Source organism: Blautia sp. AF17-9LB, from assembly GCF_003479185.1.
Taxonomy (GTDB): domain Bacteria; phylum Bacillota; class Clostridia; order Lachnospirales; family Lachnospiraceae; genus Fusicatenibacter; species Fusicatenibacter saccharivorans.
On sequence record NZ_QUGU01000006.1, the window covers coordinates 20882 to 32642 of the forward strand.

9 protein-coding genes and 1 pseudogene are annotated in these 11761 nt (G+C 47.1%); 1 reads left to right on the top strand and 9 read right to left on the bottom strand.

The annotated features are described in order from the left end of the window. Positions 1-26: 26 nt before the first annotated feature. Together DWX00_RS07785 and DWX00_RS07790 are read right to left on the bottom strand one after the other, a co-directional pair. Positions 27-2279, bottom strand: a complete 2253-nt coding sequence (locus DWX00_RS07785) for a glycoside hydrolase family 3 C-terminal domain-containing protein (RefSeq protein ID WP_117802661.1) — start codon at positions 2277-2279, stop codon at positions 27-29. 35 nt (positions 2280-2314) lie between these two features. Further along, positions 2315-3406 carry an alpha/beta hydrolase gene (locus tag DWX00_RS07790; RefSeq protein WP_055267525.1) on the bottom strand — a complete coding sequence of 364 codons (1092 nt, stop codon included), beginning with the start codon at positions 3404-3406 and terminating at the stop codon, positions 2315-2317. Between the two features lie 214 nt (positions 3407-3620). Here DWX00_RS07790 and DWX00_RS07795 point away from each other — a divergent pair, with 214 nt between their 5' ends. Next, positions 3621-4658: an AraC family transcriptional regulator gene (locus DWX00_RS07795; RefSeq protein WP_158565064.1), complete on the top strand. Its 1038-nt coding sequence runs from the start codon at positions 3621-3623 to the stop codon at positions 4656-4658. A gap of 8 nt (positions 4659-4666) precedes the next feature. Here the strand turns inward: DWX00_RS07795 and rhaD are convergent. From rhaD to DWX00_RS07835, 7 genes and pseudogenes are all read right to left on the bottom strand, one after another. After that, positions 4667-5209, bottom strand: a pseudogene (rhaD, locus tag DWX00_RS07800) (rhamnulose-1-phosphate aldolase); the annotation flags it as partial. A gap of 90 nt (positions 5210-5299) precedes the next feature. After that, positions 5300-5536 (bottom strand): hypothetical protein, encoded by a 237-nt coding sequence (locus tag DWX00_RS07805; RefSeq protein ID WP_118700810.1) that lies wholly within the window; start codon positions 5534-5536, stop codon positions 5300-5302. A 414-nt stretch (positions 5537-5950) separates the two neighbouring features. Continuing rightward, positions 5951-6214, bottom strand: a complete 264-nt coding sequence (locus DWX00_RS20080; protein ID WP_055267519.1) for a hypothetical protein — start codon at positions 6212-6214, stop codon at positions 5951-5953. Between the two features lie 429 nt (positions 6215-6643). Continuing rightward, positions 6644-6937, bottom strand: a complete 294-nt coding sequence (locus DWX00_RS07815; protein WP_055267517.1) for a ParB N-terminal domain-containing protein — start codon at positions 6935-6937, stop codon at positions 6644-6646. A 396-nt stretch (positions 6938-7333) separates the two neighbouring features. After that, positions 7334-8722, bottom strand: a complete 1389-nt coding sequence (rlmD, locus tag DWX00_RS07825; protein ID WP_118594968.1) for a 23S rRNA (uracil(1939)-C(5))-methyltransferase RlmD — start codon at positions 8720-8722, stop codon at positions 7334-7336. Beyond that, positions 8719-9669 (bottom strand): 3'-5' exoribonuclease YhaM family protein, encoded by a 951-nt coding sequence (locus DWX00_RS07830; RefSeq protein ID WP_055228015.1) that lies wholly within the window; start codon positions 9667-9669, stop codon positions 8719-8721. Before DWX00_RS07830 ends, rlmD begins: the two co-directional genes overlap by 4 nt. A 237-nt stretch (positions 9670-9906) precedes the next feature. Beyond that, on the bottom strand, positions 9907-11361 hold the full coding sequence (locus tag DWX00_RS07835) for a S1C family serine protease (protein ID WP_118594970.1): 1455 nt from the start codon (positions 11359-11361) through the stop codon (positions 9907-9909). Positions 11362-11761 lie beyond the last annotated feature (400 nt).

The window sequence follows — 11761 nt, forward strand, 5'->3', positions numbered from 1 at the left end:
CAATAATAAGCCAACCGTTCCTCCCACTACTGACACAGAGCATTTAACTCCACGATCATCTGCTCGATCGCTTCGCCCGGAATAACGCTTAAAAATGATTTCAGCGGCATCTGCGCAATAATTTCCGGAGTCACAAGCTGTACCTCCCCATCTTCTTTCTTAGGTTCTTCTCCCTGTGATATCCCCTCAAGATACTCCATCATTTTCCCTGCTGTCTTCGGGTGGTTCATCAATTCCCCCATTGTAGTGGTCATATCCACAGTGAACGGCAGCAGCACATCAGTAGTAAATGTAAGTTCTGCAGCCTCTCTGATCTCATCGCTGGCATGCCCGATCTGGATCTCATATGTACCTGACGGAGTGTACCAGTCGTGAATCTTTGTCTCGTAGTAAGCAAAATCTCTCGCGCAAAGTTCCATTGTAACCGTCTTCTTCTCACCCGGATTCAGAAATACTTTCGCAAACCCTTTTAGTTCTTTCACTGCTCTTGGCACCGTGCTGTCCTTGTCACTGACATAGAGTTGAACCACTTCACTTCCTGCCCTCTTCCCTGTATTCTCCACATCAATGCTCACCTTCAGAATATCTCCATCTTTCATTTCCGCAGAAGAGAGTTTCATATTGCTGTAGCTGAATTCCGTATATGACAGTCCATGGCCGAATGCCCAGCGCACCGGTACTTTCTTCGCATCATAGTAACGGTATCCGACAAAGATATCTTCTCCATAGAGAACAGTCCTGCCGTCTCCAGGGAAATTCAGGTAACTCGGGTTGTCTTCCAGACGATATGGGAACGTCTCCGCCAGACGTCCTCCTGGATTTGCCTCCCCAAATAACAGCCGGTCGCTGGCCTCCCCAATGCCTTCTCCTCCCAGATACATCTCCAGAATGGCATTTACAGACTCCGCCCATGGAGTTTCTACGGGACTTCCGTTATGAAGAACCACTACCACATTTTTCTGTATCTCAGCCACAGCCTCTATAAGGCGATTCTGACACTTTGGCAGTTCCATGGATGTTCTGTCATATCCTTCCGACTCAAAGCTGTCCGGCAGTCCGGCAAAGATTACAACTACATCTGCGCCCGCTGCCGCTTCACACGCCTGTTTCAGATCCTCTTCTGTCATCTCGTCACGCTCTGACGAGAAGCCTTTCACGTACTCCACTGCCCTGCCTTTTCTCACCGCAGTTTCCAGAGCCGACACTACGCTGTCCGTATTGATGTGACTCGATCCCCCGCCCTGGTATCGCGGTTTCTTTGCAAATTCCCCGATATAGACTACTTTCTGTTCTTTTTTCAGCGGCAGCACTCCCCTGTTTTCCAGAAGTACGGCGCACTCTGTTTCGATATCTGCCGCTGCTTTGTGATCCTTTTCCCTGTCAAATACAGTCTCCGCTTTCCTGTTATCTGTGTAGGAGAAGACTACTTTCAGTATGCGTTCCACCGTTCTGTCAAGAATTTCTTCCTCCAGTTCTCCATTCTCCACTGCCTGAATAATCTTTCTTGTATTATATCCTCCTGATCCCGGCATCTCCAAGTCAAGACCGGCTTTCAGTCCTTTCACCCGGTCATTTACAGCTCCCCAGTCACTGACCACATATCCTTCAAATCCCCACTCATCCCGCAGGATATCTGTCAGAAGCTTCTTATTCTCTGAAGAAAATACTCCGTTGATCTTATTGTAGCTGCACATCACAGTCTTTGGCTGCGCTTTCTTCACCGCCTCCTCAAAAGCCGGCAGATAAATTTCCCGGAAAGCCCGTTCCGATACTTCCGACGATATCTGCATACGGTCTGTTTCCTGATTATTCGCGGCGAAGTGTTTCATACTGGTTCCGATGCCTTTCGACTGTACGCCCCGGATATATGCTGACGCCATCTTTCCTGTCAGATATGGATCTTCGGACATATATTCAAAATTCCTTCCGCAGAGAGGACTGCGTTTGATATTAACTGCAGGGCCGAGGAGCATGCCCACGTTCTCAGCCTGACACTCGTCCCCAAGGATCTGTCCCATACATTCCATCAGTTCCACGTCAAAGCTGGATGCCGTGGCGCAGGCTGCCGGAAAGCAGACTGCATTCACACTTTTATTCAGGCCGAGATGATCTGCCGCGCCTTCCTGTTTGCGCAAGCCGTGCGGGCCGTCTGTCATCATAACGGAAGGAATCCCTAACCTTTCGATTCCCATCGTGTTCCAGAAATCCGCTCCCGAACATAGTCCTGCTTTTTCCTCCAGTGTCATCTGTCTGATCAATTCTTTCAGGTTTCTGCTCATTATGAAATCCTCCTTAAATAAATTCTTATCTGTTCCTATCTGTGGGCTTCCCAGAAGATGACTGCTTCCTGAAGCCAGTTTTTCACTTTTGTTTCATTTCCTATTCCAAATCCATGTCCCAGTCCGTCAACGATTCTGACCGACACATTTTCTTTGCCCAGTACCTTCTCTAATTCCGGCAGTTTATCTTCCACATTTGCAAAACCGAACTCATCATCCCGCCCTACGATAGAAAATACCGCCAGTCCCTTGTCCTCCTGCAAAGCTTTGATATTCCAGTCCAGACCATACATAGGGAAGATCACCTTCGGTCTTGGCAGATGATTCTTGTGGCAGCAGTCCTCATAATTGGCAAATGAATACGCCGTGGTCATAAGTCCTCCTGCTGAAAAACCAAAGATGGCATAATCATCCATGTTTACAGAAAACTGTTTTTGATGCTCCGTCAGATATCGAATCACTTGTGTCAGTTCCCTCGCGGCAGCCTGTCCCTGCTTTACCTGTTCTGTCTCACCCAGCTGTCTGCCGACCGGATAACTTACGACGAAAACAGAATATCCCATTTTATGCAGCTTCATCGCCACAGGATACCCCTCGCAATCAGTTACATTACTGATAAATCCGCCTCCCGGAACTACAATGGCAAGTGGTTTTCCCTGTTGTCCCTGATAAAACATTCCCGTCAGATGTGACCTGTACGGATGACCCTTCACTGCTTCCGCAGGATACAGATCCGACACCAGCCTTGCCTGACCTTTCTCAACAAGTCCGGTTAGATAATTGAAAGATTCCAAGGCTGCATCCAATTGTTCCTCACGGCCCGGCGCCTTTAAAAAATCCTTATACTTTACAGGCGCAATAGCTTTCAGCACGTTGTCCTCCACATTGAAAAACATATGTTTAAAACCGCCGAATACCGGATGCTGCATGAAAAATCCAACTTTGTCCTCCCCCGTTCCCGGACGGAAATGTCCGTTTTCATCGTAATAGCTGCTTTCCTTTATTTTTGGAAATCCGCAGATGCCAAGAAGTGCCGGCAAAAACATGGCACTTTTTTTATAGACATATAATGTCGCACCGATTACAAATAATAAAACAATCACCACTACTGCAAAAAATATCTTCATCCTAACCTATGCCTCCTTTTCTTACTGACATCTTACTTTATACAGACTAAAATTACATCAACGAAACATAAGTGATTTACCGACCAAACTTAATAAATATCCGATATTACTCTGTACACCTTTGCCCCCAATATGGTATATTTTAGACAGGTTAAATAAACTGCTGATGACTATAATCACAGTTCATTCATATCTCGAAAAGGAGAGATTATATATGATGACATTATCTGCATTGAATCAATTTCTGAAGCAGCACACTACCGAAGAAACCCAGCGTCTGAATGGTGTAAAGAAAGATTATTCACAATTTCCTGTTGCCAGAGGTAAGTTTGATACACCCTGTTACCGTTTTGATACGAACCTTGAAGATCTGCGTTCTTTATTTCTTTCAAAGAAAGTGCTTCCGAGTTATTACAACTTCGCTGTTGTAAAACAGGATCGTTTTGAAAACGTACCTCTGCATATCCATGAGTGGCTGGAGTTGAGTTATATTTATTCTGGTTCCTGCACAATGACGATAAATAAGACTACATTCAGGCTAAAAGCCGGGCAGATGGTTCTGATCAGCCAGAATGCACCTCATTCTGTCAAAAGATGTTCAGAAAATGATATTATCATCAATTTTCTGCTGACGCGCGAATATCTGAACGGTACTTTTTTTGAACGCCTGTCTCAGGATAATTACCTTACACACTTTTTCATTGAGGCTCTGAACACCACGATGCAGGAAAGCATGTATATTGTCTTTTCCCCGGAACAAAAACAAAACCGGCTGGCAGATCTTGCCAACCAGTTTCTCTGTGAATTTTATTCTCCGTCCGTAACATCCGGACCTTTTTTAGACAGTCTTTTTACGCTGATTACCTGCGAGATGATCAATCTGTTCCAGCACGGTATGGTTCTAGATCACGCCTCTGTGGATCAGATTTATACCATACTCCGATATATCGAAACAAACTTTGCGGACTGTACCCTTTCTTCTACAGCTGAGTTTTTTAATATGCACCCAAACTATCTCTCTGCCTACATACGCCAGCATACCGGAACCACTTACAAAGAGCTGGTCCAGACACACCGGCTCTCTCAGGCGGCAAAATTGTTAAGGAGCACCGCACTTTCCACAAATGATATCAGCCTTGCCGTCGGATATCAGAATACCAGCTTTTTCTTTCAGCTGTTCCGCAAGAAATACGGATGTACGCCTATGGAATATCGAAACATGCTTCATGCTTCTGATACGCCAAATATGTGATATGTACATTATTTGCCATATAGAAACTTTTCCGGTAAAGTTACTTTAAAATCTTTCGCCAAATCTCTGAAATTCTGAGGTGAGATTGTCTGTCTTTTATCCGGTCTCATGGACAGCATCTTTACAAGGATTTCCGCGGATTTCTCTACGGTGTGCATTAATCCGAATGTAAGATCAAAGTCTTCCCCTGAGCAGAACATGCCGTGATGCGCCCAGATTGCCACATCATATTCTTTCATCAGGGCACTTGTCGCCACTGCGATCTCACGGCCGCCCGGCACCATCCATCCTACTACACCGATTCCGGAAGGAAATACAACCGGGCACTCGGTCGCCATCTCCCAGAGTTCTCTAGTAAATACTTTATCCTCCAACGGCAGTACAAATGTCAGTGCGATCACATTCGTGGTATGTGCATGATAAACATTGGTAACGCCTTTTTTCACTTCATGGTTCATCAGGTGACTCGGCAGCTCACTGGTCGGTCTGCCTCCGTTTACCAGACCCCAAAGGATGCGGTAATTCTCTCCTTTTTCATCCAATTCGATGATATTTTGCATAGACTACCACTTCGAAGATGCAAAATTGTCACTATGTAGTTACACAGATGCTATCAGATTCACTAATAGCATCGCCTTACTTTATCGCCCTCTATTCCTGCTAATCGGAATTACGTCCCCAAAATACTTACTATCCTTCACCGCTACAAGTTCCACCTCAACACACTTCTGCTGCCATTCCTTACAAGCCTCTTCATACCTTTGCCTCTCCTCACGAACCATGAATAGCTCGGTATAAAACTCCGAAGCATTTGCATAGTCTGCATCCTGAAGCACATTTGAAAGCTCTGATTTCATCCTCCCTGCTTTTCTATCCAATACAGCAATCTGCTCCTGCAACTCTTTCTTTCACTTCTAATGCCAATGTGAGTGGACATATAGGTGTCCGTTTACGAACCCACCGCCGTATCCGGCGTGATAGCCCCCTGCAAGGGCGAAATACACAGAGTACAAAACGAAGTTTTGTGCGATGGGTGTATTTCGCTCTGCGAGGCTTAGCCCTCGCATAAATGCACGAGGGCTGGTTAAAAAATCTATCCTCAGCGCAAAAAGGAAAAAGCCACATACCTTCGCAAAGATACATGGCTTCAATTACGCTGATAACTGTATTTAATTGGCTACAATTCGTGCCGTATCCGGCACCACTTTTTTCTTCTAAAATTGAGGCTACAATTCCTTCCATAAATGATGCCATAACACTTCCATTTATAAATGTTTTGTAGCCTTCTGCTGTCATTCCCCGCAAAAACTGAAATCCAGCAACTCATTGATATCAGGATCCATCTGATACTTCTTCACATCCTCCTCTGTGTAATCCATATTCCCAGAAGCACCCTTATCGTCAGGCACAGGTTGTTCCTGTCCAACCGCCTGAATAGGCATTTCTGTATGCCCTGATGATTGCATAAGCGCTGAGTTCTTTGCGGTGGTGATATCATATCCAAGAAATCTTGCTTTATCTTGACTATGTGTTATCTTGGTCTTTTTTTCGGACATCTCAAGATGCAGAGTATCCTCGAGAAATACTCTGAATTTTTCCTTGATTTCAGATGCATCCTCAAATGAACCTATGGCTAGCTTGCATTGATTATCACGCAGATTGCAGACAGCAAAATACTAATCTGCCAATACATCACCGTAACATCTTCCCTTCGGTGCGGAGATGGTTAGCTCTAGCCTCTGACTTTCCTTCAAGCAGTTTAGCTTTCATCCTCATATAGTACCTTTCACCTCGACACTCAGTCGCAACTTGGAAGCTTTGTTGACTTGTGCCTTTACAAACGTGCTGTTGTCCCCTTTATGTTTCCATTCAAGGTTAGTTGTTGGCGATAAGACTGTGTTCTTCACACTTGATAATTTTTCTTATTGTTTTCTCAAAACAAAATCATAATGACCCACGTCGCTTGGGTGTCCACCCCAAACGCCTTACGGGCGCACAGAATCTACCATCGCCACTATCGCCTGATCATCATCCAATTCTCTTATAACTGCCGGAACCTCCGCAAGACCAGCCCAGCCGGCATCTGCCTTTCGTCTGTGTCCTGCAATCACTTCATAACCTTCTCCGTCAGGATTCGGTCTTACAAGCAAAGGTACAATCACACCCTCATCTTCAATACTTTTCATAAGGGCACACAGCTCTATGTCCTGCTGCACATGAAAAGGATGGTTCTTAAAGTCCTTTAACTCGCTTATTCTGATACTCTTTATCTCTTCCATTACAACCTCCGTTCTTCCGGTAGAATAACTTCTACTCAGTTACGTCAATGTTATCTGCAAACAGAAAAAGACCGCTCATCTCCAATTACTTGAAAATGAACGGTCTTTCACGCTTCGTATTCTATTGAATAACTTCAAAATATTAATTGTACTTTTATGTGTTTCCACACCCCACATCCAATACGACTGAGACATTCACACCGTCTGAAATTGCTTTTTTGTAGGTTTTTCTATCACTCTGTGAGAACATCATATGTCGCTCAAAGTGCCGGAAGTCGAGAAGTTTTACAAACTTCCCGACTCGCGGGCAGTCGTCGAATTCCGCATAAACACTGGCTTTACAGCCAGTTATTTCTTCGGAACTCTCCTCGTTGCCTTCGCGCAAATCAAGGATTCTTACATATCGACCCGATGTAGTGCAACCACGCACTCCACATGGCACGTCATCGGGAATTGGTCAACCCCTCGGACTTTCTTTACTTCATACCCCAGCTCCCCAAGCACCTTCACATCTCGTGCCAGCGTTGCGGAATCGCAGGATACATACACGATGCGGTCCGGCTGCATGCTGGCCATGGTGTGGAGGAGGTTTTCTTCGCAGCCTTTTCTCGGCGGATCGACGACGATGACGTCCGCGTGGGCGTGTTCGCCCGGGTGGTCTTTGGCGTACTGTTCGTAGTAGGCCGGAAGAATCTCTTCCGATTTTCCAACGAAAAATTCAGCGTTTTCGATCTCGTTAATTTTCGCATTGTTCTTCGCATCCGCGATTGCCTCCGGGACGATTTCGACACCGTAGACTTTTTTGGCTTTCTGCGCGAGGAACAGGGAAATCGTTCCGATGCCGCAGTAGAGATCCCAGACCGTCTCATTTCCGGTGAGGTCTGCGTATTCCAGGGCAAGACCGTACAGTTTTTCCGTCTGCGCCGGGTTGACCTGGTAGAAGGACAGCGGGGAGATCCGATATTTTACGGTTCCAATATAGTCGGTGATATACCCCTGTCCCCACAGGCAGCGGATTTCTTTTCCCATGATCACATTGGTCCGCTCACGGTTTACGCTTAGGGTAATGCTTGTCATGCCTTCGAGTTCTGTCAGCGATTTGATGAGTTTCTCCTCGGCCGGCAGTTTCTTTCCGTTCACAACGAGACAGACCATAATCTCTTTCGTCATAAATCCAAACCGGATCAGCACATGGCGCACCAGGCCTTTGCCGGTCTCCTCGTTGTATGCCGGAACGCCGTTCTCCTCCATCCAGGCAAGAATGCGGTTCAGAATCTCCTCGTTCTGCTCCACGCCGAGATAACAGTTCCGGTTTTCCATGATCTGATGCGTTCTTCCCGCATAAAATCCCGTAATCAGCTTTCCATTTCTATCCTGCCCGATCGGAAACTGGGCTTTGTTTCGATAGCGGAACGGATTTTCCATCCCCACGATCGGCTCCATCGGGATCTCCGCCATGCCGCCGATGCGCTGGAGATTTCCGGCGATTTTCTTCTCCTTAAAGCGAAGCTGCTCCGCATAGTCGAGCATCTGCAACTGGCATCCGCCGCACGGACGTGCAACCGGGCAGACCGGCTCGACGCGGTGCGCGGACGGCTCGATCAGGCGCATCAGGCGCGCGTAGCCGTAATTTTTCTTTGCTTTGATCACTTTTACCTCGGCAAGATCGCCGATGACGGTGTCCTTGACAAAGAGGGTATAGCCCTCGCATTTGCCTATACCCTCTCCGTCGTGTCCCATATCTTCAATTTTCACCGTCAGTACATCATTTTTCTGATAGCTCATGAAAAGTCTCCTGTTCTGCGGATGTTGGACTCAAAGAACCGGTTGTAGCCAAGCCACTCATTGCCGGCCGGCGCTGCGTCAAACAGCTCGGTCAGGGTTTCCATTTTGGCATCGGCATTGTCCGCCAGGTTCAGCGCTACCGCCTCTACCATTGCCGGTTTTTTCGGGGAACCGTATTCCAGCTCGCCGTGGTGCGCCAGAATGCAGTGCTTTAACTGATTCTCGAGTTCCTGTGGGAAACCGTCGATCTTCTGCGCCGCATCGTGTACCATCTCCGCACCGATCATGATGTGGCCGAGCAGCTGTCCGTCATTGGTGTAATCGTTCTGCGGGAATAAGGAGAGTTCTTTCGTCTTTCCGATATCGTGCAGAATTGCTGCCGTAATCAGCAGATCGCGGTTCAGAATCGGATACGATTTTACCATAAAATCGCAGAAACGGGTGACACTTAACGTATGCTCTAAAAGGCCGCCGACGAATCCGTGATGCACGCTTTTTGCTGCAGAGCTCATGCGGAACCGTTTTGCGGTCTCCTGATCCTGGATAAAATAATACGTCAGCAGTTCGGAGAGATACTGATTTTTCACCGTTCCGATCCAGGAGAGCAGCTCCTGATACATCGTATTGATGTCGTAACGGCTCGTCGGCAGATAGTCCGCCGGATTATATTCGCCCTCTTCCGCTTTTCTTGCATTTTTAATGGAAACCTGAAGTGCTCCATTGAAACTGGAAACATCTCCCATAATATCTACATAATCCAGTGCTTCAAATTCACGGATTCCCATAGAATTCGGATCCCAGATTTTCGCATCGATCGTACCGGTTTTATCCTGTAAGATCACGTTTTCGTACTGTTTTCCGTTTTTGGTAACAGCCGACTGTTTATGTTTGCAGAGATAAATTCCGGAAATGCGGTTTCCTTCCCGGAGTTCGTTGATATACTTCATAAAAATAAATCCTCTTTTTCTAAAATAAATGCGGACACAGTGTTCCGTTTTTGTTTCTATGATGCCGTTTTTATGATGCAAAGCCTGTGCTCCTGCATGCCTTACCAATTCTACCAGATTTTCCTGCAGAATGCACGTATTTTTTCATCCGCCAGTGGAAAACCATTCGAAAAGAAAAGCTTCCGGAAGCCCCACCGGCTAAAACCGGCTTTTTCTGCTCCCGAAAGCCTCTGTTTTTTATACTTCCCCCATCGTCACATCAAACGTCATCTCCGCATACCCTTCAGCGCCTTTCCGCATCGCCGTCACGGTAACCACGTCTCCTGTGCTGTATTTGCCAAGCTGTTCATGGTACTGTTTGATCGTCTCAACCTTGTGCTCCCCGACCTTTACAATCACATCGTACTCTTTCATGCCCGCCATCATCGCCGGAGAATCGTCTGCGACGCGGCTGATGAGAACGCCTTTTGGAATGCCGGTTTTATCGGAAAGTTCTTCTGTGACATCCTGTCCGCGGATGCCGATATACGCGCGGCTCACGTTGTTGGAAAGATTTTCGATCAGCTTTTTGATCTGGGAAATCGCAATGCCCGTCACCACGTTGTTTCCCTTGGCACTGTAACTCTGCGCAATAATGCCGACGATTTCGCCGTCAAGATTTACCAGAATGCCGCTGCCGTCCGTGCTGCCGAGGATGTCGGTGGTCAGCAGATTGTACTCATTGTCCAGCGCGGAAATCTTGTTCGTAACCGAAGTCACCACACCATACGCAATCGAATTGCTGTAGCCGACCGGGCTTCCGACAGCCACGACCGGGTCACCCTGGCTGACGAGATACGAACTGCCGAGCGGCGCAACCGCAAGACCGTCCCGTGTTTCCTCATCCAGCTTCGATTCATCCACCTTCACAATCGTAAGGCCGGTGCTCGGATCGTGGCGCTGGTATGTGGCATCCACCATCGTCTCGTCCCAGAAGGTGACCTGAATCCGCTCCACATTTTCCACGATGCGGTATTCCGTCAGAATAAAGAGATCCTGCCCGTTGTCCGCAACAATCAGACCGGAAATCTGCTGCTGGTTTTCATAGTTCTGGTTAAAATAGTCCATCTGATTGGTAATGCCGATGACGGTAACCAGCGCTCGTTTTGGTTTTTCCGTTACTTCCAGCATATCCTGGTAGAGCGCTTCATAATTTTTCAGGCTGCTGTCCTTTTCCTCCGCATCCGTTTCCCCATCGACACTGGAAACCTCGCTGCCCTCCTCCGGCTCTTCGGAAGTGCTGCTTTCCGTTCCCTCTGCCGCTCCATTCTCCTCTGTGCTTTCGGAAACCGTACTTTCGGATACACTGCTTTCTGAAGTACTGCTATCCACTGTAGAACTGCTGATTTCCGAACCGGAGCCGCTGCTGTCTACCGACGCACTCGCCGAAGATGCGGTAATTGTCTCATCCGGCTCCTGTCCGCTGTTTGGATCCTCATCTCCCGGGATATCCACTTTCGCCGGCAGCTCTTCCCTGGTAACTGCTTCTGCAATCTTTGGCTCTGTCACCGCAAATACCGCGGCCGCAACCAGACCGCCAAGCGCCGCAAGTGCCAGCCATCCGGCAATCAGAAGAACAATCTTTTTCCAGTCGGGCGGCTGCTTTTTGATGCTCTCTTTCATGAATTTGTAAGGTTTTGGGTCATTTTCCATACATTTCTTTCTCCATACATCTGTATTCCATACCGAACTGCTCTGCGCATATGCGCTTCCGCAATCTTCACATATATAAAAAACTTTACCAGATAGATATGAACATTTTATGAAGACTGTTACATTTTTTTCTCATTTGCGCAACATCCTGCATTTTCTCGTTCTTGGGGTTTCTTTCTTTTCTTTTTTAAGGTATAATTGGGGGAGTGGAAAAACCTGTGACCCACATTCCACTTCCGGTCTGTACTTCCCGTGCAGATATATAATCAGATCGCTACTGTTCACTCAGCAGCGAAACACTTGCTGTTTCGCTGCGTAAGAAAGTGATTCAGGTGTGAGCAGCCCTCCTTTTGCGAAGCAAAACTTTAAATGAGGGCTGCGAATGTTACAGTTCGCAGGG

Excerpts from the sequence above, each read along its gene's own strand:
- DWX00_RS07785 (WP_117802661.1), bottom strand. The coding sequence starts at position 2,279 with ATGAGCAGAAACCTGAAAGAATTGATCAGACAGATGACACTGGAGGAA.
- DWX00_RS07790 (WP_055267525.1), bottom strand. The coding sequence starts at position 3,406 with ATGAAGATATTTTTTGCAGTAGTGGTGATTGTTTTATTATTTGTAATC.
- DWX00_RS07795 (WP_158565064.1), top strand. The coding sequence starts at position 3,621 with ATGATGACATTATCTGCATTGAATCAATTTCTGAAGCAGCACACTACC.
- DWX00_RS20080 (WP_055267519.1), bottom strand. The coding sequence starts at position 6,214 with ATGTCCGAAAAAAAGACCAAGATAACACATAGTCAAGATAAAGCAAGA.
- DWX00_RS07815 (WP_055267517.1), bottom strand. The coding sequence starts at position 6,937 with ATGGAAGAGATAAAGAGTATCAGAATAAGCGAGTTAAAGGACTTTAAG.
- rlmD (WP_118594968.1), bottom strand. The coding sequence starts at position 8,722 with ATGAGCTATCAGAAAAATGATGTACTGACGGTGAAAATTGAAGATATG.
- DWX00_RS07830 (WP_055228015.1), bottom strand. The coding sequence starts at position 9,669 with ATGAAGTATATCAACGAACTCCGGGAAGGAAACCGCATTTCCGGAATT.
- DWX00_RS07835 (WP_118594970.1), bottom strand. The coding sequence starts at position 11,361 with ATGGAAAATGACCCAAAACCTTACAAATTCATGAAAGAGAGCATCAAA.